Below are 23,177 nucleotides of genomic sequence, written 5' to 3'. Positions count from 1 at the left end.
CGACTCCCCGGCAATCAATCTCCTGTGGGAGCGGCCATGTGGGAGCGGCTATAGCCGCGATAAGCGCCTCGGATCGCGGCTATGCCGCTCCCACAGTGCGATTCGGCACAGCGCATCGCGGCTATAGCCGCTCCCACAGTGCGATATAGCCGCTCCTACAAGGCTAGAAGCCGCCGCCGGCGTCCAGCCAGGCCTGCTCGTCGGCGCTGTTGGCCCGGCCCAGCGCGCGGTTTCGGTGCGGGAAGCGGCCGAAGCGTTCGATCACTTCCAGGTGCCGCACGGCGTAGTCCAGCGACATCTCGCCCAGGTCGGCCATGAGTGCCACCGCGCGCTCCTGGTCGCCGATCGCCTCCGAGTGTTCGAAGGGCAGGTAGCAGAACGCGCGCAGCTCCGGATCCACCTCGCGGTCCAGGCCGGATGCCAGCATGCGCTCGGCATAGTGCAGCGCCAGCGGATCGGTCGCGTACGAATGCGCGCTGCCGCGGAAGATGTTGCGCGGCACCTGGTCGAGCAGGATCAGCAGCGCCAGCGCGCCCTCGGCATCGTCCACCCAGGCATCCAGCTCGCGGCGCGCGGCGGCGAAGTGCGCGGCCTCCAGGAACCGACGTGTTTCCGCGTCGAACGCGGCACCGCCGTTGAACCACTTCGGCGGGCCGGCATCGCGCCAGAAGTCCACGATCTCCGCCGCGGTCCGCAGTCCGTCCACGGCGCTCATTCGTCGAACCTCAGGTGGCGCACGGACTTGCCGTGGCGGCGGATCAGGCGCAGCGATTCGATGCCGGCCTGGATGTGGCCCTCGACGAAGCGCGTGCTGACCTGCGCGTCGGAGGCCTCGGTCTTCACGCCCTCGGGGATCATCGGCTGGTCGCTGACCAGCAGCAGCGCGCCGCAGGGAATGCGATTGGCGAAGCCGGCGGCGAAGATGGTCGCGGTCTCCATGTCGATGGCCATGCAGCGCATGGTGCGCAGCCGCTCCTTGAAGACGGCGTCGTGCTCCCACACGCGGCGGTTGGTGGTGTAGACGGTGCCGGTCCAGTAGTCCAGGCCCATGTCGCGGATCGAGGTCGACACCGCGCGCTGCAGCGCGAACGCCGGCAGCGCCGGGACCTGCGGCGGCAGGTAGTCGTCGCTGGTGCCCTCGCCGCGGATGGCGGCGATCGGCAGCACCAGGTCACCGAGCTGGTTCTTCTTCTTCAGGCCGCCGCACTTGCCCAGGAACAGCACCGCCTTGGGGCCGATGGCGGACAGCAGGTCCATCAGCGTGGCCGCGTTCGGGCTGCCCATGCCGAAATTGATCATGGTGATGCCGTCGGCGGTGGCGCTGGGCATCGGCCGGTCGGTGCCGGTGATCTCGGCGCCCGTCAGGCGCGCGAAATGGCCCAGGTAGCCGCCGAAGTTGGTCACCAGGATGTGCTCGCCGAAGCCGTCGAGCGGCACGCCGGTGTAGCGCGGCAGCCAGTTCTCGACGATCTGTTCTTTTTCCTTCATCGGTTCCTCCTGGTTTGCGGGGATTCTGGCATGGCGGGGATCGCGGCTATAGCCGCTCCCACAGGAACCCGACTTTCCGCACATTGCCCGTGGCCCCGATACGCGGCTAGGGTGTGCGACTGACCACGGGGAGCGACACATGGGACTCAAGCCACACGCCGCGCTTGCCGCGGCGCTCACGATCGCGCTGGCCACCGGCTGCGCGACCACCAGCGCCACCGGCGGCCGCGACCACAGCCGCGGCACGGACACGTCGGCCGCTACCAGCGGTTCCCCGGGCGACGCCTATCCCAGCACCTACCAGCGCATCGCCAGCGCGCCGGTGTTGCTGAGCGGCGCGACCGTGCTCGATGGCGCCGGCGCCCGGCTCGAAGGCGCCGACGTGCTGATGCGCGACGGTGTCATCGTCGCCGTGGGCGCGGGCCTGGAGGCCCCGGCCGACGCGATCCGCGTCGACGGCCGCGGCAAGTGGGTCACCCCCGGCCTCATCGACATCCACTCCCACCTGGGCGTCTACCCGAGCCCCGGCACGCGCTCGCACAGCGACGGCAACGAGGCGACCTCGCCGGTCACCGCCGCGGTCTGGGCCGAACATTCGGTGTGGCCGCAGGACCCCGGCTTCCACGCCGCGCTCGCCGGCGGCGTCACCACGCTGCAGATCCTGCCCGGCTCGGCCAACCTCGTCGGTGGCCGCGGGGTGACGCTGCGCAACGTGTCCGCCACCACCTACCAGGCGATGAAGTTCCCAGGCGCCCCGCACGGACTGAAGATGGCCTGCGGCGAGAACCCCAAGCGCGTGTACGGCCAGAAGGGCGGCCCCGCCACGCGCATGGGCAACGTCGCCGGCTACCGCGCGGCCTTCATCGACGCCGCCGACTACCGCGACAAGCGCAACGGCAGCGGCAAGGACGGCAAGCGCGACCTCAAGCTCGAGACGCTGGCGGGCGCGCTCGACGGCGACATCCTGGTGCACATCCACTGCTATCGCGCCGACGAGATGGCGACCATGCTCGACCTCGCCGACGAGTTCGGCTTCAAGGTCGCCGCGTTCCACCACGGCGTGGAGGCCTACAAGATCGCCGACCGGCTCGGCCGCGAAGGCGTCTGCGGCGCGCTGTGGGCCGACTGGTGGGGCTTCAAGATGGAGGCCTTTGACGGGATCCAGGAGAACGTCGCCATCGTCGACCGCGCGCCGGGCGGCTGCGCGATCGTGCACTCCGACTCCGAGGAGGGCATCCAGCGCCTGAACCAGGAAGCGGCCAAGGTCATGGCCAATGCGCGCCGCGCGGGCATCGACATCGCGCCCGAACGCGCGATGACCTGGCTGACGCAGAACCCGGCAAAGGCCATGGGCATCCTCGAACGCACCGGCACGCTCGAGGCCGGCAAGATGGCCGACGTGGTGCTGTGGAGCGGCAACCCCTTCAGCTCCTATGCGCTCGCCGAACAGGTCTGGATCGACGGCGCCCGCGTATACGACCGCAACGACCCCTCGCTGCAGCCGCGCTCGGACTTCATGCTGGGACGGGACGTGGCTGTTGGAGGTGTGCGATGAGCCGTCTGCTCCTGCAGGGGGTCGCGCTGGCCGCGATGCTTGGCGCCTCGGCGACCGCCGCCGCCCAGGACCTGCTGATCCGCAACGCCACCGTGCACACCGCCACCGAGCGCGGCACCCTGCAGGGCGCCGACGTACTGGTGCGCAACGGCCGCATCAGTGCGGTCGGCACCGGCCTCGACGCCGTTGGGGCCACCGTGGTCGAAGCCAACGGCCGGCCGGTCACGCCGACCCTGTTCGGCGGCATCACCGGCATCGGCATCGAAGAGGTGTCGGGCGAGGAAGCGACCACCGACGGCCGCCTGGCGCTGGGCGAGGACGCGCACGACATGACCGTGCGCCCCGAGTTCGACGTCACCCTGGCCTACAACCCCGACTCGCTGCTGCTGCCGGTCGCGCGCGTCGAAGGCATCGGCTTCACCCTGCTGTCGGCGGGCACCGGCGCCGGCGGTTCGATCATCGGCGGCCAGGGCGCGACCATGCGCCTGGACGGCGGCGACCAGCCGGCGGGACCGAAGCTGCTGTTCATCGACCTGGGCAGCCGCGCCGCCAACCTCACCGGCGGCTCGCGCGCGGCGCAGTGGATGCTGCTCGACCAGCTTGTCGACGAGGCGCGGGGGCGCATCTCCGCGGAATCACGCTCGGCGCTGCTGACGCCCGCCGGCCGCGCCACCCTGCAGCGGCACCTCGACGGCACCCTCCCCCTGGTGGTGGCCGTGGACCGCGCGGCCGACATCCGCCAGCTGCTGCGGTGGTCAAAGAAGCACGGCGTGCGGGTCGCGATCCGCGGCGGCGGCGAGGCCGCGCGCGTGGCGGACGAATTGGCCGCGGCGCGGGTACCGGTCTTCATCGATCCGCTGGACAACCTGCCTGCCAACTTCGACCGCATCCACGCCAGCCTGCGCAGCGCCGCGGTGCTGCGCGCGGCCGGGGTCGAGGTCGGCTTCACCCAGGCCGGCGACTCCTCGCACAACGCGCGCAAGCTGCGCCAGCTCGCGGGCAATGCCGTGGCCAACGGCCTGCCTTGGGACGACGGCCTGGCCGGCCTGACCCGCGTGCCAGCGCGCACCTTCGGCGTCGACGGCGAGATCGGCGCCATCGCGCCGGGCCTGCGCGCCGACCTGGTGCTGTGGGACGGCGACCCGCTGGACGTCGCCAGCCTCGCCAGCCAGGTGTGGTTCGACGGCCGCGCGATCGACATGCGCTCGCGCCAGACCGAACTGCGCGACCGCTACCTGCGCGCCGAACCCGATGCCGCGCGCGGCGAGCTGCCGCGGGCGTATCCGGCCAGCGGCGGGCGCTGACCGCCACGCCAGCGGAACCGACGCCGCCGCCGACCACGCCCTGCGGCGGCTTTGACCGGGATCAATATCCCGACCGGCACCTCGGCCAATGATCTCCCCAGACCCTTGGGGAGACCTGCAATGCATCCAATCCTGGTTGAACTCGTTGCCCGCCCGGTGGGCTGGCTCCTGATCGGCGGCACGCTGATCATGCTCGGCATCGGCATCGGCGTGCCCCTGTTCATCCGCAGCCGCGAGCGTGCGGAGGCGGAAGACGCCAAGCGCCGGGGTGCGCCACCACCGCGCCGGCGCTGATCCTCGCCGGCTGGGCGAGCGGGCGATCACGCGGCAAGCGTGACCCCGGGCACGCTCCATGCGACGATTCCATCTGGATCGGCATTGCCAGAAGGAAAACACGATGCGCGTCGGACTTGTCGTCGACTCTGCCTGCGACCTGCCCCGGGACTTTTTCGAACGCGAAGGCGTCGAGATCATGCCGATCACGGTGCGGATCGGCGACGCCGTGCAGGCCGACCATCGCGACGAGACCCAGACCCTCGCCTTCCTCGAATCGCATATCGCCGAACGCGGCGCCAGCGCCGAGACGATTCCCTACACGCCCGAGCAGATCCGCGATCTGTTCCTCGAGCGGCTGGTGGTGGATTACGACTACGTCTTCTGCATGACGATCACCGGCTCGCGCAGCCCGATCCACGCCAACGCGCAGAAGGCGAGCTTCCTCATCCTCAACGAGTACAAGCAGCCGCGCGCCGCGGCGGGCAACACCACGCCCTTCGCGCTGCGCGTGATCGATACCCGGAACCTGTTCTGCGCCCAGGGCATCCTGCCGGTGGAAGCCGCGCGCCTGCGCGCCGCCGGCGAACTGCCGCCGCGTATCCGCGCGCGCCTGGAGGAGCTGGCGAACCATACCTGCGGCTACCTGGTGCCGCGCGACCTGTACTACATCCGCAACCGAGCGCGCGCCAAGGGCGACCGCAGCGTCAGCCTGTTCAGCGCTGCGCTGGGGACTGCGCTGGACATCAAGCCGGTGCTGCGCTGCTTCCGCGGCGAGACCGGCCCGGTCGCCAAGGTGAAGGGCTTCGAGCCCGCAGTGGAGAAGATGTTCGACTTCGCCGCCCGCCGCGTGCGCGCCGGGCTGCTGACCCCGACCGTCACCCTCTGCTACGGCGGCCACCTCGATGAGATGCGCGCCCTGCCCGGCTACGCCCGCCTGCGCGAAGCCTGCGCCGACGAAAACGTGGACGTGTTCGAAAGCGTGATGAGCACGACGGGCATGGTGAACGTCGGCCGCGGCGCGGTGGTGGTGGGCTTCGCAGCCCCCGACCACGCGTTCGACTGAGGTCGTTACAACATCGGGTTAACGGGCGGCGGCTAAGCTTGCCGCAACGACACGCAGCGGACGACGCCATGGCCACACGCTACTTCATCGCCATCCCCGATCCCGAGGCCGCGCGCGGCGCGGGCGAGTTCGCCTTCACCGCGCACGGCGCCGAAGGCTTCGCCCGCGACCTGCAGGAGGCGCTGCAGGGCGACGCGCTGTTCGAACGCTGGCGCGCCACCCAGGACGAGCCGGACGAGGTCGACCCGCTGCTGGGCGCCACCGATCCGGCCGCAAACGTGGAGGGCATACAGCGCGAGACCCGCGTGGAACTGGTCGCGACCACCAGCCTGCGCGGCGACGTGTTCAAGCACCGCATGCGCCTGCTTGCGGGCAACGCCTGGGAGCTGCGCGACGTCCGTGCCGGCTGAGCCCGCACCGCGCCTGCACGCGCTGCTGGCCTGGAGCGGTGGCAAGGACGCAGCCTGGGCGCTGCACGCGCTGCGCGACGGCGGCGAACTCGAAGTCGTCGGGCTGCTGACCACGATCACCGAAGGTTTCGAACGGGCGTCGATGCAGGGCGTCCGCGTCGACGTGCTGCGCGCGCAGGCCGCGGCCGCCGGACTGCCATTGATCGAGTCACGGATCCCGCAGGACTGCGACAACGCCCGCTACGAAGCCGCGTTCGCCGATGCGCTGGCGGATGCGCGGGCACGCTGGCCCGGCATCGCCCATATCGCCTTCGGCGACCTGCTGCTGGCCGACGTCCGCGCCTGGCGCGAGGCGCTGTGCGAACGGCTCGGATGGGGCGCGGTCTTCCCCCTGTTCGGTCGTGAGACCGAAACGCTGGCGCGCGAAATGATCGCCGGCGGACTGCGCGCGACGCTGTGCTGCGTCGATACGCAGCAGCTCGACGCCGCCTTCGCGGGACGCGACTTCGACGCCGCGCTGCTCGACGCCCTGTCTGACGGCGTGGACTCCTGCGGCGAACGCGGCGAGTTCCACACCTGCGTGTCGGACGGCCCGATGTTCAGCGCGCCGCTCGCGCTGCAGCCCGGCGAAACCGTGCTGCGTGATGCGCGTTTCGCGTACACGGACGTCTGGCTGGCGGGCTGAGTGGGGATCAGGGCGAAAGCTTTGCCACGGATGACGCGGATCAAAAGCCCATCAAAGCAGATGGGGCGCGGAGCATCGCTGCTCCATGCCCTGTCTGCTCTTATCCGCGTGAATCCGCGGCAGAAAGCTTTCGTACTTTCCTGCAGGAATCCGCTACGCGGGGCGATGCCATTCGCCGAGGGGCACCAGGACCTGCGGCTCGCGGGGGCCTTGCAGGAGGCCTGGCAGCAGTGCTTCGTACGCGCGGCGGTAGGGCGTGTCCTGTCGCTGCAGGAAGGTCTCGACCGAGGGCTCGGCCCAGCGCTCGTACAGCGTGAACAGCGTCGGGTCCTGGGCGTCGACGTGCAGCTGGCAGGAGACGAAGGTGTCCTCCCGCGACATCTGCTCGATGATCCCCGTCACCGCCGTGCGCCATGCATCAATGCAGTCCGGCTTGACGCGCAACTTCACGTAGAAAACAAGATCCTGGTTCGCCACAGGCACTCTCCTGTCCGGGGGGTGCCCCATTCTCCCGCCACGCCGCTGACCCATGCACGTGCGCGGATCACGGTTGGAAAGAACGGACGGCAAAAGCTTTGCCACGGATGACGCGGATCAAAAACCCATCAAGGCAGATGGGCCGCCGCGCATCGCTGTTCCACGTCCTATCTGCGTTTATCCGCGTAGATCCGTGGCAAAAAAGCTCTGCCTCTACGCCGCACGCAGCGCCTTCGCATGGTGTGCGATGTGGTCGCCGATGAAGCTGGCGATGAAGTAGTAGCTGTGGTCGTAGCCGGGCTGCATGCGCAGTTCGAGTGGGTGGCCGGCGGCTTCGCAGGCGGCCTGCAGCAAGTGCGGCTTGAGCTGGCCATCCAGGAATTCGTCGGCATCGCCCTGGTCGACAAGCAGCGGCAGCTGTTCCTTCGCGGACTTCACCAGCTCGACGGCGTCGTGCTGCTTCCAGGCCTCGCGGTCGTCGCCGAGGTAGGCGCCGAAGGCCTTCTCGCCCCAGGGCACCTGGCTTGGCGCAACGATCGGGGAGAACGCCGACACGCTGCGGTAGCGGCCGGGATTCTTCAGCGCGATGGTGAGCGCGCCGTGGCCGCCCATCGAGTGGCCGCTGATCGCGCGCGCGTCGCTGGCCGAGGGATCCGCTTCCACCCATGCCGGCAGCTCGTCGACGATGTAGTCGTACATGCGGTAGTGCGCCGCCCACGGATCCTGCGTGGCGTTGACGTAGAAGCCCGCACCCTTGCCGAGGTCGTAGCCCGGCGCGTCGGCGACGTCCTCGCCGCGCGGGCTGGTGTCGGGTGCGACGATGATGATCCCGTGCTCCGCGGCATAGCGCTGCGCGCCGGCCTTGGTGATGAAGTTCTGCTCGTTGCAGGTCAGGCCCGAAAGCCAGTACAGCACCGGGCAGGGACCATCGGCCACCTGCGGCGGGAAATACACGCCGACGGTCATGTCGCAGCCAAGCACTTCGGAGCGGTGGCGGTAGACGTCCTGCCAGCCGCCGGCGCAGGCGCGGTGTTCGATACGTTCCATGGCGTTCCTCCAATAGGGTTCGTTGACGGGATGACGGCGCGGCGGCGGCTCAGCGGCGCGCCGCGCCCTGCATGTCTGCGGAGTCGAGGACCTGGCGGCCACTCGCGTCCGGAACGGCGGCGACCAGCGCCGCCGCCACATCCTCCGCGGCGATGGCGCGGATGCGCGCCGGGATCAGCGGACGCAGCCAGCGGTCCAGTCCCTCGGCCAGGCGCTCGCCGCGGCGCGCGGGCTGGCCCAGACGATCGCGATCGCCCAGCAGCAGCGCCGGCCGCGCGATCACCAGCGCATCGAGCGGCAGGGCCGACAGGGCGTCTTCCAGCTCGCCCTTCACCCGGCTGTAGAACACCCGGGACGTGGCGTTCGCGCCCATCGCGCTGACCAGTCCGATCCGCTTCGCACCGGCGTCCAGTGCGGCCCGGGCCGCGGCGAGCTTGGCGTCGAAGTCGACCGCGCGGAAGGCGTCCCGGCTGCCCGCCACGCGGATGGTGGTGCCCAGCGCGAGGTAGGCCTCGTCCGCCCGCGGCAGCGCCGGCAGCTGCCCGAAGTCGACCTCGTGCAGCCGGAGCTTCGGCATGTCCAGCGCCAGCGGCCGGCGCACCAGCGCATGCACCTGCGCTACGCCGCGGTCGGCGCACAGGCGCGCGAGCAGCGCGCGCCCGACCAGCCCGCTCGCGCCGGCCACGAGCGCGACCCGTCCGCCACTGGCCCGTGCGCTGCCGCCTTCAGTGTCCATGCCTTCCCCGTCAGTAGTGGATGACGGTGCGGATCGACTTGCCTTCATGCATCAGGTCGAAGGCTTCGTTGATGCGCTCCAGCGGCAGCGTGTGGGTCACGAACGGCGCCAGCTGGATGTCGCCGCGCATCGCGTCCTCTACCATGCCCGGCAGCTGCGTGCGGCCCTTCACTCCGCCGAACGCGGTGCCCAGCCACTTGCGGCCGGTGACCAGCTGGAATGGCCGGGTGCTGATCTCCTGCCCCGCGCCGGCCACGCCGATGACCACGCTCTGGCCCCAACCGCGGTGCGCGCACTCCAGCGCCGCGCGCATCACGTTGACGTTGCCGATGCACTCGAAGCTGTGGTCCACGCCCCAGCCCGTCATCTCGACCACCACCTGCTGGATCGGCGTGTCGTGGTCCTTCGGGTTCACGCAGTCGGTGGCGCCCATCTGCGTCGCCAGTTCGAACTTCGACGGATTGGTGTCGATGGCGATGATGCGAGCGGCCTTGGCCTGCACGGCGCCCTGGATCACCGCCAGCCCGATCGCACCGAGGCCGAACACCGCGACCGTGTCGCCTTCCTGCACCTTGGCCGTGTTGTGCACCGCGCCGATGCCGGTGGTCACGCCGCAGCCGAGCAGGCAGGTGTGTTCCGGGTTCGCGTCCGGGTTCACCTTCGCCAGCGAGACCTCGGCCACCACCGTGTATTCGCTGAAGGTCGAGCAGCCCATGTAGTGGTAGACCGGCTGGCCGTTGTAGCTGAAGCGGGTGGTGCCGTCGGGCATCACGCCCTTGCCCTGGGTCGCGCGCACGGCCACACAGAGGTTGGTCTTGCCGCTCTTGCAGAACAGGCACTCGCGGCACTCGGCGGTGTACAGCGGGATCACATGGTCGCCCGACTTGACGCTGGTGACGCCCTCGCCCACTTCCATCACGATGCCCGCGCCTTCATGACCGAGCACCGCCGGGAACACGCCTTCCGGATCGTCGCCGGACAGGGTGAAGGCGTCGGTGTGGCAGAGCGCGGTGTGGGTGATCTTCACCAGCACCTCGCCCTTCTTCGGGCCCTCGAGGTCGAGTTCGACGATCTGCAGCGGCTTTCCGGCTTCGAAGGCGACGGCGGCACGGGTCTTCATGGTTTCAACTCCTGCAATGCAATGGCATGGGTGGCTGCCGCGGCGCGGCGGCGGCGCAACGGGTAGGCGAGGGTCATTTCAGATAGGAACGGATCAGGCCGGTCATCTCGGTGACGCGCGCCTGCCGGTCGGCCGGATCGGCGGCGGGCTGTCCGAACTGCTCGCGCAGGTGCGACTCCAGCACTTCGCTCATCAGGCCGTTGACCGCGCCGCGGATGGCCGCGATCTGCTGCAGCACAGGCGCACAGTCGACACCGGCTTCCAACGCGCGCTCAAGGCCTTCGCACTGGCCGCGGATGCGACGGATACGCGCCAGGACCTTGCGCTTTTCTTCTGGCGAATGCGGCATCCGGATGCGCCCACTGGATAGTGGGGGGCAGTATATCACCGCGCCGGTGAGCGGCGAGGTCGCAGAGGGGCCCACGCGCGTCGGGTGTTCGATGCCCGCCATGACGACCGCGCAGCGCACGAGCGCGCTAGACTCCGGCGCAATGCACATCTGGCGGCCCCTGATAGCGTTCCTGCTCGCGGCGCTGCCGTGCGGCATGGCGATGGCACATCCGCCGTCTCCGTCGTCGGTCCCGATGGCCCCGACCGAAGCCCATGTCCCGCTCGACCACCTCCCGGCACTGAAGGGCGGCTACTTCCCGATCACCTCCCAGGCCACCGGCCGCACGCACCACATCTACGTGCGCCTGCCCGAGGATTACGACGCCACCGGCGAGCGGACCTGGCCCGTCGTCTACCTGCTCGACGGCGACAGCCTGTTCCCGCTGCTCGCGACCACCCACCTGTTCCTCGGCTACGACGAGAAGCTCCCCGAAGCCATCATCGTCGGCATCGCCTACGGCAGCTTCGATCCCGCGACCAACAAGCGCGACGTCGATTTCACCGCGCGCGGCGAGGGCACGGCGCCCGGCCAGGGCGGCGCGGAGGCGTTCCACCGTTTCCTCGCCGAGCAGCTGCTGCCCGAGGTCGAAGGGCGCTATCGCACCGATCCCGCACGCCGGGTGCTCGTGGGCCAGTCGCGCGGCGGCTATTTCGTGCTCTGGTCGGCGTTGAAGGATCCGGACCTGTTCTGGGGACGCATCGCCAGCAATCCGTCGTTGGCACCGGCGCGCGAGCAGTTGTTCGCCGCGCCCGCGCCGCACCGGCGCGATGACCTGTCGGTGGTGGTGGCCAGCGGCGCCCGCGATACCGCGGAGCGGGTGCGCAACGCCGCGGAGTGGAGCGCCGCCTGGGCCGGTCGCGATGACGCGCCATGGCAGGTGGAACTGGTCGTGCTGCCCGAGGGCACCCACGCCGCCAGCATCGGCGAGGTCTACCGGCGCGCGATGCTGTGGCTGTTCCGCGACTCGATCACACCGGCACCGCGCTGACGGATCCTGCGTCCGGCCCCGGGACGGTGGCACCGACATAACAAGTGCCCGGGCACACTGGCGCCTGCGAGACCCTTCCTCGGGTCCTGCCGCGCCGCCTGGCCTACGGGCGGTGCCCACCCACATCCCGGAGCAGCCCATGAAGACCTACAACGTCGGCTACCTGATCGGCAGCCTCGCCAAGGAATCGATCAACCGCAAGCTCGCCCAGGCGCTGTTCAAGCTGGCGCCGTCACAGCTGAGCTTCAAGGAAATCCCCTTCGGCGACCTGCCGCTCTACAGCTATGACTACGACGCCGATTACCCGGCATCGGGCAGCAACTTCAAGAAGGCCATCGAAGCGTCCGATGCGATCCTGATCGTGACGCCGGAGTACAACCGCTCCATCCCGGGCGCGCTGAAGAACGCCATCGACTGGGCCAGCCGTCCCTGGGGGACGAACTCCTTCGCGAACATTCCCTCTGGCGTGATCGGCACCTCGCCGGGCGCCATCGGCACCGCGGTAGGCCAGCAACACCTGCGCAGCATCCTCGGCTTCCTCAACTCGCCGCAGATGAACGCACCCGAGGCCTACATCCAGTTCAAGGACGGGATGCTCAACGACGCCGGCGAAATCGCGGATGCCTCGACCGCGGAGTTCCTGCGTACGTACATGAAGGAATTCCACGAGTTCATCGCGCGCGTGCTGACGGTGCTGCCGCGCGGCGCCTGAGCGAGCGGCAGCACGCCCTGGTGCAGCCGCATCGCACGTGCCGCATGCGGCGCGACACCATCAGCCGTGGGCGTCGACCGCATCCATGACCCGCGCCGAAAACACCAGCGCCGCGCCGGCATTGAGGGTGACCGCCACGCCCAGGGCTTCGGCGATTTCCTCGCGGGTGGCGCCGTGCTTGAGCGCGGCGTCAACGTGCACGGTGATGCAGCCGTCGCAGCGCGTGGTGACCGCGACTGCCAGCGCGATCAGCTCGCGCGTCTTCGCATCCAGGTGATTGGTCTTCGCCCCGGCGCCATCCAGCGTGGCGTAGCCGCGCACGGTGTCGGGCGAGAGCGCTCCGAATTCGGAGATGCGCTTCATCAGGTCACGGCGATAGTCGTTCCATTCGAGCATGGCGCTGTCCTCCCCGGGCTTCCCCGGCAACGTCGCCCGCCGCGGGACGGCAGGCCCGGCCCCTGTGTCCTCCTCGCACGGCCCGCTGTCAATGCCCGGGGCCTTGCCCACGGCGCGGGGCTAACCCTGCGGCGGCACCAGCGCGTCATCGTGCGCCTTGGCCCGCTGGTACGCCTCGCGGCCACGCAGCCGCTCGGCCCAGGCGGTGAACGCGGGGCGATCGGGGATCGACTTGAAGGCCAAGCCGAAATCCACCTGGCTACCGACGTACACGTCGGCGGCGCTGAAGCGATCGCCGAGCAGCCAGGGCGAAGCCGATCCCGCCGCCTGCTCCAACACGGCCATCACTTGGCCGTAGCTGCCGTAGCCGACGAACGCGGACTTCTCCGGCGGCGGCTCCAGGCCCAGCGCCTTGGCGGTCACGGCGGCCTCCACCGGTCCGGCGGCAAAGAACATCCAGCGCAGGTAAGGGCCACGCAGCGGATCGTCCAGTGCGGGCGCGAGGCCGGCCTGCGGGAAGGCATCGGCCAGGTAGGCGCAGATCGCCGCGGCCTCGGTCACCAATACGCCGCGGTGCTGCAGCGCCGGCACCTTGCCCATCGGGTTGATGGCCAGGTACTCGGGCGATTTCATGCCGGTGCCGTAGTCCTGCACGACGGCGCGGTAGTCGACGCCGAGCTCTTCCAGCATCCAGCGCACGATCCGACCGCGCGACATGGGATTGGTATGGAGGACGATGGCTTCGCTTGGCTGGGACATGGCTGCGGCTCCGGGGTGGGCCGAGCCAGTCTAACGCTGCGACGGGCGGCCGACGGGCACGCCGGCGTGCTGTTCGCCCGCCTGTCTAGCCCGTGTTCTGGATGCCCGCGGCAATGCCGTTCACGGTTGCGAACAGCGCCCGCAGCAGCTCCTCGTCCTCGCTGCCACCCTCGCGCCAGCGGCGCAGAAGCTCCACCTGCAGCAGGCTGATCGGGTCGACGTAGGGATTGCGCAGGCGGATCGACAGGCGCAGGCGGTAGTCGTGGGCCAGCAGTTCGTCTTCGCCCTTGATCGCGAGGATGGCATCGCGGGTGCGGACGAACTCCGCGGCGATGCCGGGGAAGAAGGCGTCGTGCGCGTCGCCGGCCAGGCGTGAGTAGCGCTCGAAGATGTCGAGGTCGGACTTGGCCAGCAGCATCTCGACGTCGTCGAGCATAGCGGCGAAGAACGGCCAGTCGCGCGCCATCTCGGCCATGGCGTCAAGCCCGTGCGCGGCGATGCCGGCCTCCAGCGCATGGCCCACGCCGTACCAGCCGGTCAGGCCCGAGCGGTTCTGCGACCAGGCGAACACCCATGGGATGGCGCGCAGGTTGGTGATCCCGCCATCGCGGCGACGCGAGGGGCGCGAACCGATCTGCAGCCGTTCGATCACGTCGACCGGCGTCGCGATGCGGAAGTAGGCATTGAAGCCGGGATCCTCGTGCACCAGGGCGCGATAGCAGGCGCGCGAGTCGGCGGACAGACCGTCGGCGATGGCGCGCCATCCCTGCACGCGTGGCTCCGGCGGTCGCGGCCGCAGGCTCGCGCGCAGCACCGCGCCGGTCATCTGCTCGAGGTTGCGCAGTGCGAGCGCGCGGATGCCGTACTTGCGATGGATCACCTCGCCCTGCTCGGTCACGCGCAGGCGGCCGTCGACGGTGCCGCGCGGCGCGGCGATGATCGCGCGTTCGGTCTTGCCGCCGCCGCGGCTGACCGAGCCGCCGCGGCCATGGAAGAACACCAGGCGCACGCCGGCCTCGCGCGCCAGCCGCATCAGATCGACCTGCGCACGCTGCAGCGCCCAGCGTGAGGCAGCCAGGCCGCTGTCCTTCGCGCTGTCGGAATAGCCGAGCATGACGATCTGGCGATCGCCGCGGGAACGCACGTGGCGGCGGTACACCGGATCATCGAACAGTGCGCGCATCACGCCCGCCGCGGCGTCGAGGTCGTCGACGGTTTCGAACAGGGGGGCGACGTCGAGCGGCACCTGCCCGGTGCCGCCGGATGCGCCCGCGTCTTCGCGCGTGGCCGCGCCGTCGTGCTCGATGCAGCCGGCGATGCGCGCCAGCGCCAGCACCGCCAGCGCATCCGCCGCGCTGCGGCTCATGCTGACGATATAGGGGCCGAAGGCATCGGCGCCGTAGCGCGCGCGCGCGGACTTCACGGTGCGGAAGACATCAAGCGCCGGCACGGCGGCTTCGGCATCCGGCAGCGGCGGCGTCGGCGCATCGATCAGTGCGTGCAGCTGCGCGAGCCGTGCGTCCAGCGGCTGCGCGGCCCAGTCGTCGTCGCCCTGCAATGCCGCCAACGCGGCGTCGTGCGCCGCCGAATCCTGTCGCAGGTCGAGCGCGGCAAGATGGAAGCCGAAGCTGCGCACGCGCCGCAGCAGGCGTCGCAGCGCGAAGCGTCCGGCGTGCTCGCCGCGGTTGCGCGCGAGGCTGGCATCGAGCAGCTCCAGGTCGCCGCGGAAGTCGTCGACGCGGGCATACGCGGCGCCCGCCGGCCCATCCACTTCCGGGCCGTCGTGATCGGCGCCGTTCGTGGCATGTCCATTCCCGACTTCTCGAACGCCCCCAGCCGCCGTGGCCGCAAGCCGCGCCGACATCAGCTCCATCAGCTGTCGATAGGGCATGTCCGCCTGGCGCGCGCGGAGCTTCGCTGCCGCCATGGGCATCAAGGACTTGTATTGGGCCAGGCGTGCTTCCACCGCCTCGTCCACGCCGGCGCGATCGCGGGTCTGGGTCAGCACCTGGCCCAGCGCCTTCAGTTCGTCGCGATACTGGCCCAGCACCTGCGCACGCTGCGCCGCCAGCGCGGCCTCGATGGTCTCGGCGCCGACGTTGGGATTGCCGTCCATGTCGCCGCCCACCCAGGTGCCGAAGCGCAGCACGTTGGGCAGCTCGATGCGCCGTCCCCAGGCCGCCTCCACGGCGTCGGCGAAGACTTCGTAGAACGCCGGCAGCACGCGGAACAGCACGCCCAGGTAGTGCCCGATGTGGTCGACCTCGTCGGTCACGGTGGGCTTGAGCGGCGGCGCTTCCGAGGTCTGCCACGTGGTCGCCAGCGCCTGGCGGATGCGCGACTCGTCGCTGAGGCGTTCGTCGGGCGTCCGCGTGCGGTCGATGTCGGCGACCAGGCGCTCGACGATCACGCGCTCCTTGGCCAGCAGCGCGCGGCGCACGGCTTCGGTGGGATGCGCGGTGAACACCGGCTCCACCCACAGGCCGGGCAGCAGCGACTCGAGTTCATCCAGGGTCACGCCATCGGCATGCAGCGCGCCGAGCACCGCTTCCAGTCCGCCGGGCTGCGGGCCTTCATCGCTGCGCTGGTGGTCGCGCCGGCGGCGGATGCGATGCACGCGCTCGGCCAGGTTGATCGCGCCGAACCACGCCGAGAACGCACGCACCAGCGCGTCGGCATTGGCGGGCGACACCTGCGCCAGCTCGCCGGCCAGTGCGTCGACCGGCGCGCCGTTCTCGCGCCGCGCGATCGCCGCGCGTCGCACGGCCTCGACCTGGTCCAGCAGCGCCGGCGACACCTGTTCGGCGAGCATGTCGCCCACCATCGCGCCCAGTCGGCGCACGTCATCGCGCAACAGCGCGTCGGATTCAACGAAGTCGAGCTGGTCGCGGAGCGGATTGGCCATGGCCCTACGCTAACGCACCAGGCATTGCATCCGTGCGATATGCTCCGCGCCGGGGACACAGGTGATGGGGGAAGCCCGATGAAACCGCAATGGATCGGCCTGATCGCCGGCATGCTCATTCCGCTGGCCGGCCTGGCCGCGGAGGATCCGGTCGAAGCCATCGTGGCCGCAGACGCGGCGAACCCGGTCGAGGCCGTCGCCGGCGCCATCTGCGAGCGCGAGTACCAGGCGCTGCCATACGGCACCATCCTGGACCTGCTTGATCCCGAGGCGCCGGCCGAACGCCGGGCCAGCGCGCTCGAGACCTACGAGCGACTGGCGACCATCAAGGAATGCCCCGAATTCGCATACACGCTGGGCCAGCTGTACCGCCACGGCCACGACCTGCCCGGCAATCCGCTGGCGCAGGACGTGCCCCGCGCGCGGGAGCTGATCCGGCCGATGGCCGAGGAGGCCGGCTACATCGGTGCCTTCGCGGACCTGGCGGAAATGGAGATGCGCCACGCGAACGCGCGCGAAGCCATGCTCTGGACGCAGGTCTACCTCTACTTGGTGCAGGAGGTGATGCTCGAAGGCGCCGACGCCGCCGAGCGCCACTACCAGCGTTCGGCCTACAACGGCAACCTGCTGACCCGCGTCGAACTCATCTGGAACTGGTCCAAGCCGTCGCTTCCGCGCAAGCTGAAGCGCGAGGACTTCCACGCCTACCTGGCCACGCAGCCGCACCTCCTCCAGCGCGTGCGCGCCAACGGGAAGGGTTCAACGCACCGGCGCGCCTCCGCCCAGAACATCGGGGTCACGACGACGAACGATCCCGGGAAATGCTACGTCCGCGACCTCGACCGCCTCGGAGCGGCCTCGGCGGCGTGGATCGTCGAGGTGCTGCCCACGGGCGAGACGGGCCGCATCGTGCTCGAGAACTTCGTGCCCAACGCCAGCATCGCGCACGAAATCAGGAAATGCCTGCAGCAGTACGCGTTCGCCCCCCACGGCGGCACCGTGCCGGTCACCTTCCGCTTTTCGTCCGTCATGGGTTCCCGCGAAGGCGCATCCATCAACCGCCGCCGCCGCTGACGCGGTCAGTACGCGAACTCGCGGAACACGCGGTCGATGTCGCCGCCCCACTCGCCGTGGTACAGCGCGAGCTTGCGTTCGGCCGGGGTTTCGTTGGCCTGGGCGAATTCGATCAGCGGATCGAGGAAGAAGCGCTCGTCCTGGCCCTGGTCGTTGCGACGGTCGCGGCGCGCGAGGCCCGCGGCTGAAATCTCCAGCGCGCGCAGCGCCAGGTCGCGCACGGTGCCGCCGCGGAAGGGCAGCTTCAGCGCCTGCTTCGGCACGCCGTCGCGCAGGGCGTGGCGCTCTTCCAGGCTGAAATCCTTCACCAGGTCCCAAGCGGCATCCAGCGCCGCGTCGTCATAGAGCAGGCCGACCCAGAACGCGGGCAGTGCGCAGATGCGGTTCCACGGGCCGCTGTCGGCGCCGCGCATTTCCAGGAAGCGCTTCAGGCGCACTTCGGGGAACGAGGTCGTCATGTGGTCGGTCCAGTCGCGCATGGTGGGCAGCTGGCCGGGCAGCACCGGCAGCCGGCCCTGCATGAAATCGCGGAAGGACTGCCCGCTGGCGTCGTGGTACACGCCGTCGCGGTAGCTGAAGTACATCGGCACGTCGAGCAGGTAGTCGACGTAGCGCTCGAAGCCGAAGCCGTCCTCGAACACGAAGTCGAGCATGCCGGTGCGGTCGGGATCGGTGTCGGTCCAGATGTGCGAGCGGTAGCTGAGGTAGCCGTTGGGCTTGCCCTCGGTGAAGGGCGAGTCCGCGAACAGCGCGGTCGCGACCGGCTGCAGCGCCAGCGACACGCGGAACATCTTCGCCATCTGCGCTTCGCTGGAAAAATCGAGGTTGACCTGCACCGTGCAGGTGCGCGTCATCATGTCCAGGCCCAGGTTGCCGACCTTGGGCATGTAGGCGCGCATGATCCTGTAGCGGTCCTTGGGCATCCACGACATGTCAGCGCGGGTCCACTTCGGCTGGAAGCCCATGCCCAGGAAGCCCAGGCGCAGCTCGTCGGCCACCGCCTTGACCTCGAACAGGTGGCTGCCCACTTCGCGGCAGGTGTCGTGGATGGTTTCCAGCGGCGCGCCGGACAGTTCCAGCTGCCCCGCGGGCTCGAGCGTGACCGAGGCGCCATCCTTCAGCAGCGCGACCACTTGGCCGTGCTCCTCCACGCGCTCCCAGCCGTAGCGGGTCAGGCCGTCGAGCAGCACGCCGATGCCGCGATCACCTTCATACGACGGCGGGCGCAGGTCGTCCAGGCGGAAGCCGAACTTCTCGTGCTCGGTGCCGATCCGCCAGTCGGCCGGCGGCTTGCAGCCATCGGCGAGGTAGGCGACGAGTTCGTCGCGCGAACGGATCGGAGCGTCGGGGGAGGTGCTGGGGTTGGACACGGGGCGGACTCGTCGACGCAGGTTGCAAGGCCGCCGGTCACGGTCCGGCGCGGAAGCCGCCACTATATCCCGTGACACCCGCGCAGCCGGCCACGCCACCGGATTGCAGCGTCGCCGTCATCGGCGCAATCGGTGTCGGCGGCTCGCGGGAAACGTGCGATGCGCAGGGGCCCATGGCCCACGCTCAGTTGGCCGGGATCTCCAGCCAGCTGCAGATCACCGCGCGCGCCTCTTCCACGCCGAGCTTGGACTCGCCCGAGAAGGCCTGCACGCTCACCGTGTCGCCATAGGACTGGGCCAGGTCGCGCCGCACCGCCTGCACCGCATTGCCCACCGCGCTGCGCGACAGCTTGTCGGCCTTGGTGAGCAGGGCGTGCGCCGGCAGGCCGCGCTCCACCGTGTAATTGAGCATGTGGCGGTCGTAATCCTTCAGCGGATGGCGGATGTCCATCACCACCACCAGCCCGCGCAGCGCGAGACGGGTGCGGAAGTAGGTGTCGAGGAAGGCCTGCCAGTGCTCGCGGAGGTCGTGCGGGACCTTCGCGTAGCCGTAGCCGGGCAGGTCGACCAGGAAGCGGTCGGGATGCTGCGGCATCTCGAAATAGACCAGCTGCTGGGTCCGTCCGGGGGTTTTCGACACCCGCGCCAGCGCATTCTGCTGGCACAGGGCATTGAGCGCGCTGGATTTTCCGGCGTTGGAGCGGCCCGCAAGGGCCACCTCGAAACCGCCATCGGGAGGCAGCTGGCGGGGAAGATGCGCCGCCAGCATGTACTGGGCGCGAGCAAGGGGATTGGCCATGGCGTACAGGATCGCACGGAACGCGCGCGGGGCCGGTTTGACCGTGCCGAGCCGGCGACCGGATAATGCGAGACCTTGCGACCGTGCCCACAGGGCGCGGTGCCCAGATCCTCGGAGTCCAGCCAGATGCGTCACGCCCGCAGCTACCTCCTCGCCGGTTTCGCCGCCCTGGCGGTCGGAGCCGTCGCCTTCGCCCAGACCACGGTCGCCCCGCTGGAGGAGGCCGAGCCGGTCGAGACCCTGCCGCTGGAGGCGGTCGACGCGCTGGCGCAGCTCGCCACCACGGTGCCGGGCAACGCCCAGAACGGCGCCACCCTGGCCGCCGTCTGCGCGGCCTGCCACGGCGTGGACGGCAACAGCACGATCCCCGAGATCTATCCCGACATCGCCGGCCAGAGCGAGAAGTACATGGCCCGCCAGCTGGCGCTGTTCAAGAGCGGCGAGCGCGCGAACGCGATCATGCAGCCCTTCGCCTCGATGCTGTCGCCGCAGGACATGCGCGACGTCGGCGCGCACTACGCCGCGCAGTCGGCCGGGGCGGGCATCGCCGACGACACCGTGGTCGCGGAAGGTGACTACGAGGGCCTGAAGTTCTACGAGATCGGCCAGCAGCTGTTCCGCCGCGGTGATTTCGAGCGCGGCATCCCCGCCTGCATGGCCTGCCATGGCCCGTCGGGCGCCGGCAACCCCGGCCCGGCCTACCCGCACGTCGGCGGCCAGGAGTCCTGGTACACCGCGCGCCGGCTCGAGGAATACCGCGCCGGCACCAGCACCGAACGCGACACCGGCATGTTCGAGATCATGGCCGCGATCGCCGCCGAGCTGACCGACGAAGAGATCGGCGCCCTGTCGAGCTACATGCAGGGCCTGCACACGCGTCCCGACGCCGCCACACTGGCCGCGATAGCGAAGCTGCCGGCCACGCCTGCACCTGCACCTGCGCCTGAAGCCGCCGTCGACGCGACCGCGCCGGCAGCCGAAGGCGCCGAGGGTGGCGAGCCCGCCGCCCGCGATTCCACCGAGCCCGCCGCGAACGCCGAGCCGGCCGAAGCGGACGCGGACGCAGGAAACGAGCTCCAGACTCCATGACGGCTGCCCGACCCCCGCGGGTCGACGGCATTCACAATGCGTGAATCGCAGCGCCGGCCAGATCCCTGTGCCGGCGCTTTTTTGTTCGAGGACCGAAACCGATGACCCAGCGCCTGCCCGCCGCCCTGCTCGCCCTCGCGTTCGCAGCGTGCGCGCTGCTTGCCACGGGACTGGCCAGCGCCGATGACGGCCTGGTGGAAGGACGCGACTTCGTCACCATCGCCGGCGGCCAGCCGCTGTCCGCCGAGCCAGGCAAGGTCGAAGTGGTCGAGGTGTTCGCGTACTGGTGCCACGTCTGCAACGACTTCCAGCCACAGCTTTCGGCCTGGGAGCGCAAGCTGCCCGCCGACGTCGCCTTCCGCTACCTGCCCGCCGCGTTCACGCACGCCGACCCCTATGCCCGCGCATACTTCGCCGCGGAGTCGCTGAGCGCGCTGGCACGCACGCATGAACCCACCTATCGCGCCATCCACACGGAGCAGTCGCTGCCGTCGCGCGGCGCCTCGGCGGGCGAAGTCGCCACGCTCTATGCGGGCTTCGGCCTCGAGCCTGCCGCGGTCGCCCGGGCGATGCGTTCGCCCGAAGTCGACGCGCACATGGAGTCCGCGCGCGCGTTCATCGTGGCTGCCGGCATTCAGGGCACACCGTCGATCATCGTCAACGGCCGCTACCGCGTGATCGGCCGCAGCCTTGGCGACATGCTCCGCATCACCGACCTGCTGGTCGCGCGCGAACGCGCCACCCAGGCCACTCCCCACGCTTCCGCACCTCACGAGTCCAAGCCATGACCAAACGCCTGCTGTTCGTTCCCCTGATGCTGAGCCTGCTGCTCGTCGCCTGTGGCGGCGACTCGACGCCTGCAGACGCCGCGGCCCCCGCCCCGCAGACCGAAGCCACTGCGCCGCCTGCCGACGCCGCGATCGCCGACGAGCCCGCGGCCGACGGCACCGCAACCGACGCCGCGCAGCCCGCCGACGCCGCGGCCGAAGGCGAGCCCGCAGCGGCCGCCCAGGATCCCGCGGCCGAAGCCGCCGTGGCCGCGGCCAGCCAGGCCGCCCAGCAGGGTCCGGCCCTGGTCCCGGGCACCGACTACGTCGAGATCCCCGGCGGCCAGCCCTTCGCTCCGCTGGAGGGCAAGGTGGAAGTGGTGGAAGTGTTCGCCTACTCCTGCGGCCACTGCGCGGCGTTCGATCCGCTGGTGGCGGCCTGGAAGCGCCGCCTGCCCGCCGACGTGCGCTTCACCATGCTGCCGGCCGTGTTCTACGAGCAGGACAACTTCCCGAAGGCCTTCTTCGCCGCCGAGTCCGTGGGCGTGCTCGACCGCGTGCACACGCCGCTGTTCAACGCCATGCACATCGAGCGCAGCCTGCGCCCGAACGCCAGCGCCGACGACATCATCGCCTTCATGGGCAAGCACGGCGCCGACGCCGGCCAGCTGCGCGGCACCATCGACAGCTTCGCGGTGAACGCCAAGATCGCGCGCACCAAGCAGTTCATCGTGCGCAGCGGCATCGACGCCACCCCCACCGTGGTGGTGAACGGCAAATACAAGGTGCGCGGCCGCAGCCTGGACGACATCCTGCGCATCACCGACCAGCTCGTCGCGCGCGAGCGCGCAGCCGCCCAGGCCGGTGGCTCGAACTGACGACAGCACCGCGGCGCAGGCGAACATGCCTGCGCCCGACCCTGCGCCGGCTGTCGACACCGACACCGCGACGCAGCGGCTGAAGCTGCTCAGCGCCAACATCCAGGCCGGCTCCAGCACCCGCCGCTACAGCGACTACGCGACCCGCAGCTGGTCGCACGTGCTGCCCGCCGGCAACAAGCGCGGCATGCTCGACGCCATCGCCAAGCTGGCCGGCCGCCACGACATCGTCGGCCTGCAGGAGGCCGACCCCGGCAGCTGGCGCTCCGGCTTCACCAACCAGACCCACTACCTGGCCGAGCGCGGCGGCTTCGATTACTGGACCCACCAGCCCAACCGCCGCGTGGGCCAGTTCGCCTCCAGCGCCAACGGCCTGCTGAGCAAGTTCGAACCGCTCGACATCGCCGTGCACGCACTGCCCGGCCGCATCTCGGGCCGCGGCGTGCTGGTCGCGCGCTTCGGCACGGGCGACGAAGGCCTGACCATCGCCGTGGCCCACCTCTCGCTGGGCGCGCAGTCGCGCGCCTCGCAGCTGTCCTTCATCGGCGAACTGCTGTCCGACACCCCACACGCCGTGTTGATGGGTGATTTCAACTGCACCGTCGACCGGCCCGAAATGCAGGCCCTGTTCCGGCAGACGCGCCTGGAACCACCGTCGTGCATGGTGCACACCTTCCCCAGCTGGAAGCCGCAGAAGGCGATCGACCACATCCTGGTCAGTGACACGCTGGGATGCCGCGACATGCAGGCCTTCCCGGCGGCGTTCTCGGATCACCTGGCGCTGTCGGTGGACCTGGAAGTACCGGACGTGGCGCTCAAGCGCTGATCGGCCACTGACCCACGGCGAGGCCGTGGGCTACCCTACCGGCCCCGCCCAATGGAGCCGTT

At 70.1% G+C, this 23,177-nt stretch carries 24 protein-coding genes and 1 pseudogene; 13 read left to right on the top strand and 12 right to left on the bottom strand.

Going from position 1 to position 23,177, the window contains the following annotated elements; translation table 11 throughout:
• Positions 1–163 precede the first annotated feature (163 nt).
• Complete coding sequence (locus tag ACW5F0_RS08350; RefSeq protein ID WP_456963486.1) at positions 164–715, bottom strand: DUF924 family protein; 552 nt, start codon at positions 713–715, stop codon at positions 164–166.
• Positions 712–1,488, bottom strand: a complete 777-nt coding sequence (locus ACW5F0_RS08345) for an AMP nucleosidase (RefSeq protein ID WP_456963485.1) — start codon at positions 1,486–1,488, stop codon at positions 712–714. Before ACW5F0_RS08345 ends, ACW5F0_RS08350 begins: the two co-directional genes overlap by 4 nt.
• A 139-nt stretch (positions 1,489–1,627) precedes the next feature.
• On the opposite strand from ACW5F0_RS08345, the gene ACW5F0_RS08340 reads away from it, so the two are divergent.
• The 6 genes from ACW5F0_RS08340 (at position 1,628) to ACW5F0_RS08315 (ending at position 6,781) form a co-directional block, all read left to right on the top strand.
• Positions 1,628–3,043 (top strand): amidohydrolase, encoded by a 1,416-nt coding sequence (locus tag ACW5F0_RS08340; RefSeq protein WP_456963484.1) that lies wholly within the window; start codon positions 1,628–1,630, stop codon positions 3,041–3,043.
• Positions 3,040–4,347: an amidohydrolase family protein gene (locus ACW5F0_RS08335; RefSeq protein WP_456963483.1), complete on the top strand. Its 1,308-nt coding sequence runs from the start codon at positions 3,040–3,042 to the stop codon at positions 4,345–4,347. The genes ACW5F0_RS08340 and ACW5F0_RS08335 overlap by 4 nt, the downstream gene beginning before the upstream one ends.
• Positions 4,348–4,467: 120 nt before the next feature.
• Positions 4,468–4,641: a hypothetical protein gene (locus ACW5F0_RS08330; protein WP_456963482.1), complete on the top strand. Its 174-nt coding sequence runs from the start codon at positions 4,468–4,470 to the stop codon at positions 4,639–4,641.
• A 103-nt stretch (positions 4,642–4,744) separates the two neighbouring features.
• Positions 4,745–5,686: a DegV family protein gene (locus tag ACW5F0_RS08325; RefSeq protein ID WP_456999519.1), complete on the top strand. Its 942-nt coding sequence runs from the start codon at positions 4,745–4,747 to the stop codon at positions 5,684–5,686.
• Positions 5,687–5,754: 68 nt separating this feature from the next.
• Positions 5,755–6,096, top strand: a complete 342-nt coding sequence (locus ACW5F0_RS08320; RefSeq protein WP_456999517.1) for a hypothetical protein — start codon at positions 5,755–5,757, stop codon at positions 6,094–6,096.
• Positions 6,086–6,781: a Dph6-related ATP pyrophosphatase gene (locus ACW5F0_RS08315; RefSeq protein WP_456999516.1), complete on the top strand. Its 696-nt coding sequence runs from the start codon at positions 6,086–6,088 to the stop codon at positions 6,779–6,781. The genes ACW5F0_RS08320 and ACW5F0_RS08315 overlap by 11 nt, the downstream gene beginning before the upstream one ends.
• A gap of 153 nt (positions 6,782–6,934) precedes the next feature.
• Here ACW5F0_RS08315 and ACW5F0_RS08310 read toward each other — a convergent pair whose 3' ends face one another.
• The 5 genes from ACW5F0_RS08310 to ACW5F0_RS08290 all read right to left on the bottom strand — a co-directional run bounded on the left by ACW5F0_RS08310 (position 6,935) and on the right by ACW5F0_RS08290 (position 10,510).
• Complete coding sequence (locus tag ACW5F0_RS08310; protein WP_456963477.1) at positions 6,935–7,258, bottom strand: putative quinol monooxygenase; 324 nt, start codon at positions 7,256–7,258, stop codon at positions 6,935–6,937.
• Positions 7,259–7,471: 213 nt separating this feature from the next.
• Positions 7,472–8,305: an S-formylglutathione hydrolase gene (fghA, locus tag ACW5F0_RS08305; RefSeq protein WP_456963476.1), complete on the bottom strand. Its 834-nt coding sequence runs from the start codon at positions 8,303–8,305 to the stop codon at positions 7,472–7,474.
• Between the two features lie 49 nt (positions 8,306–8,354).
• Positions 8,355–9,041 carry an NAD(P)H-binding protein gene (locus tag ACW5F0_RS08300; RefSeq protein WP_456999515.1) on the bottom strand — a complete coding sequence of 229 codons (687 nt, stop codon included), beginning with the start codon at positions 9,039–9,041 and terminating at the stop codon, positions 8,355–8,357.
• Between the two features lie 10 nt (positions 9,042–9,051).
• Positions 9,052–10,161 carry an S-(hydroxymethyl)glutathione dehydrogenase/class III alcohol dehydrogenase gene (locus ACW5F0_RS08295; RefSeq protein ID WP_456999514.1) on the bottom strand — a complete coding sequence of 370 codons (1,110 nt, stop codon included), beginning with the start codon at positions 10,159–10,161 and terminating at the stop codon, positions 9,052–9,054.
• 73 nt (positions 10,162–10,234) lie between these two features.
• Positions 10,235–10,510 carry a metal/formaldehyde-sensitive transcriptional repressor gene (locus tag ACW5F0_RS08290; protein WP_456965194.1) on the bottom strand — a complete coding sequence of 92 codons (276 nt, stop codon included), beginning with the start codon at positions 10,508–10,510 and terminating at the stop codon, positions 10,235–10,237.
• Positions 10,511–10,712: 202 nt separating this feature from the next.
• Here ACW5F0_RS08290 and ACW5F0_RS08285 point away from each other — a divergent pair, with 202 nt between their 5' ends.
• Positions 10,713–11,540 carry an alpha/beta hydrolase gene (locus ACW5F0_RS08285; RefSeq protein ID WP_456999513.1) on the top strand — a complete coding sequence of 276 codons (828 nt, stop codon included), beginning with the start codon at positions 10,713–10,715 and terminating at the stop codon, positions 11,538–11,540.
• A gap of 139 nt (positions 11,541–11,679) precedes the next feature.
• Positions 11,680–12,252 (top strand): NADPH-dependent FMN reductase, encoded by a 573-nt coding sequence (locus ACW5F0_RS08280; protein ID WP_456963472.1) that lies wholly within the window; start codon positions 11,680–11,682, stop codon positions 12,250–12,252.
• Positions 12,253–12,312: 60 nt separating this feature from the next.
• Here the strand turns inward: ACW5F0_RS08280 and ACW5F0_RS08275 are convergent, their stop codons facing one another.
• From ACW5F0_RS08275 to ppc, 3 genes are all read right to left on the bottom strand, one after another.
• The gene (locus ACW5F0_RS08275) at positions 12,313–12,648 is read right to left on the bottom strand and encodes a carboxymuconolactone decarboxylase family protein (protein ID WP_456963471.1); all 336 of its coding nucleotides are present in this window, start codon (positions 12,646–12,648) and stop codon (positions 12,313–12,315) included.
• A gap of 120 nt (positions 12,649–12,768) precedes the next feature.
• Positions 12,769–13,407, bottom strand: a complete 639-nt coding sequence (locus ACW5F0_RS08270) for a glutathione S-transferase family protein (RefSeq protein ID WP_456963470.1) — start codon at positions 13,405–13,407, stop codon at positions 12,769–12,771.
• Positions 13,408–13,492: 85 nt separating this feature from the next.
• Positions 13,493–16,312 carry a phosphoenolpyruvate carboxylase gene (gene ppc / locus ACW5F0_RS08265; protein ID WP_456963469.1) on the bottom strand — a complete coding sequence of 940 codons (2,820 nt, stop codon included), beginning with the start codon at positions 16,310–16,312 and terminating at the stop codon, positions 13,493–13,495.
• Positions 16,313–16,390: 78 nt separating this feature from the next.
• Here ppc and ACW5F0_RS08260 point away from each other — a divergent pair, with 78 nt between their 5' ends.
• Complete coding sequence (locus ACW5F0_RS08260; protein ID WP_456963468.1) at positions 16,391–17,386, top strand: hypothetical protein; 996 nt, start codon at positions 16,391–16,393, stop codon at positions 17,384–17,386.
• A 5-nt stretch (positions 17,387–17,391) separates the two neighbouring features.
• On the opposite strand, the gene ACW5F0_RS08255 is transcribed toward ACW5F0_RS08260, so the two are convergent.
• Both ACW5F0_RS08255 and yihA read right to left on the bottom strand, forming a co-directional pair.
• Positions 17,392–18,756 carry a glutamate--cysteine ligase gene (locus ACW5F0_RS08255; RefSeq protein ID WP_456963467.1) on the bottom strand — a complete coding sequence of 455 codons (1,365 nt, stop codon included), beginning with the start codon at positions 18,754–18,756 and terminating at the stop codon, positions 17,392–17,394.
• A gap of 184 nt (positions 18,757–18,940) precedes the next feature.
• Positions 18,941–19,555: a ribosome biogenesis GTP-binding protein YihA/YsxC gene (gene yihA, locus ACW5F0_RS08250; RefSeq protein WP_456963466.1), complete on the bottom strand. Its 615-nt coding sequence runs from the start codon at positions 19,553–19,555 to the stop codon at positions 18,941–18,943.
• Positions 19,556–19,681: 126 nt separating this feature from the next.
• Here yihA and ACW5F0_RS08245 point away from each other — a divergent pair.
• The 4 genes and pseudogenes from ACW5F0_RS08245 to ACW5F0_RS08230 form a co-directional block, all read left to right on the top strand.
• Positions 19,682–20,455, top strand: a pseudogene (locus ACW5F0_RS08245) (c-type cytochrome); the annotation flags it as partial.
• Positions 20,456–20,745: 290 nt separating this feature from the next.
• Positions 20,746–21,432: a thiol:disulfide interchange protein DsbA/DsbL gene (locus ACW5F0_RS08240; RefSeq protein ID WP_456999511.1), complete on the top strand. Its 687-nt coding sequence runs from the start codon at positions 20,746–20,748 to the stop codon at positions 21,430–21,432.
• A complete protein-coding gene (locus ACW5F0_RS08235; protein ID WP_456963464.1) occupies positions 21,429–22,289 on the top strand; it encodes a thiol:disulfide interchange protein DsbA/DsbL in 861 nt (286 codons plus the stop codon). The genes ACW5F0_RS08240 and ACW5F0_RS08235 overlap by 4 nt, the downstream gene beginning before the upstream one ends.
• Before the next feature lie 85 nt (positions 22,290–22,374).
• Positions 22,375–23,115, top strand: a complete 741-nt coding sequence (locus ACW5F0_RS08230) for an endonuclease/exonuclease/phosphatase family protein (protein WP_456965193.1) — start codon at positions 22,375–22,377, stop codon at positions 23,113–23,115.
• Positions 23,116–23,177: the final 62 nt, after the last annotated feature.

The organism is Luteimonas sp. A534 (genome assembly GCF_054072805.1).
The sequence above is the reverse complement of the archived record's forward strand: the minus strand, read 5'-3'. Positions and strand labels throughout refer to the sequence as shown.

Coding starts and splice junctions, on each gene's coding strand:
- ACW5F0_RS08350 (WP_456963486.1), bottom strand. CDS start 715: ATGAGCGCCGTGGACGGACTGCGGACCGCGGCGGAGATCGTGGACTTC.
- ACW5F0_RS08345 (WP_456963485.1), bottom strand. CDS start 1,488: ATGAAGGAAAAAGAACAGATCGTCGAGAACTGGCTGCCGCGCTACACC.
- ACW5F0_RS08340 (WP_456963484.1), top strand. CDS start 1,628: ATGGGACTCAAGCCACACGCCGCGCTTGCCGCGGCGCTCACGATCGCG.
- ACW5F0_RS08335 (WP_456963483.1), top strand. CDS start 3,040: ATGAGCCGTCTGCTCCTGCAGGGGGTCGCGCTGGCCGCGATGCTTGGC.
- ACW5F0_RS08330 (WP_456963482.1), top strand. CDS start 4,468: ATGCATCCAATCCTGGTTGAACTCGTTGCCCGCCCGGTGGGCTGGCTC.
- ACW5F0_RS08325 (WP_456999519.1), top strand. CDS start 4,745: ATGCGCGTCGGACTTGTCGTCGACTCTGCCTGCGACCTGCCCCGGGAC.
- ACW5F0_RS08320 (WP_456999517.1), top strand. CDS start 5,755: ATGGCCACACGCTACTTCATCGCCATCCCCGATCCCGAGGCCGCGCGC.
- fghA (WP_456963476.1), bottom strand. CDS start 8,305: ATGGAACGTATCGAACACCGCGCCTGCGCCGGCGGCTGGCAGGACGTC.
- ACW5F0_RS08300 (WP_456999515.1), bottom strand. CDS start 9,041: ATGGACACTGAAGGCGGCAGCGCACGGGCCAGTGGCGGACGGGTCGCG.
- ACW5F0_RS08295 (WP_456999514.1), bottom strand. CDS start 10,161: ATGAAGACCCGTGCCGCCGTCGCCTTCGAAGCCGGAAAGCCGCTGCAG.
- ACW5F0_RS08290 (WP_456965194.1), bottom strand. CDS start 10,510: ATGCCGCATTCGCCAGAAGAAAAGCGCAAGGTCCTGGCGCGTATCCGT.
- ACW5F0_RS08285 (WP_456999513.1), top strand. CDS start 10,713: ATGGCACATCCGCCGTCTCCGTCGTCGGTCCCGATGGCCCCGACCGAA.
- ACW5F0_RS08280 (WP_456963472.1), top strand. CDS start 11,680: ATGAAGACCTACAACGTCGGCTACCTGATCGGCAGCCTCGCCAAGGAA.
- ACW5F0_RS08275 (WP_456963471.1), bottom strand. CDS start 12,648: ATGCTCGAATGGAACGACTATCGCCGTGACCTGATGAAGCGCATCTCC.
- ACW5F0_RS08270 (WP_456963470.1), bottom strand. CDS start 13,407: ATGTCCCAGCCAAGCGAAGCCATCGTCCTCCATACCAATCCCATGTCG.
- ppc (WP_456963469.1), bottom strand. CDS start 16,312: ATGGCCAATCCGCTCCGCGACCAGCTCGACTTCGTTGAATCCGACGCG.
- ACW5F0_RS08260 (WP_456963468.1), top strand. CDS start 16,391: ATGAAACCGCAATGGATCGGCCTGATCGCCGGCATGCTCATTCCGCTG.
- yihA (WP_456963466.1), bottom strand. CDS start 19,555: ATGGCCAATCCCCTTGCTCGCGCCCAGTACATGCTGGCGGCGCATCTT.
- ACW5F0_RS08240 (WP_456999511.1), top strand. CDS start 20,746: ATGACCCAGCGCCTGCCCGCCGCCCTGCTCGCCCTCGCGTTCGCAGCG.
- ACW5F0_RS08235 (WP_456963464.1), top strand. CDS start 21,429: ATGACCAAACGCCTGCTGTTCGTTCCCCTGATGCTGAGCCTGCTGCTC.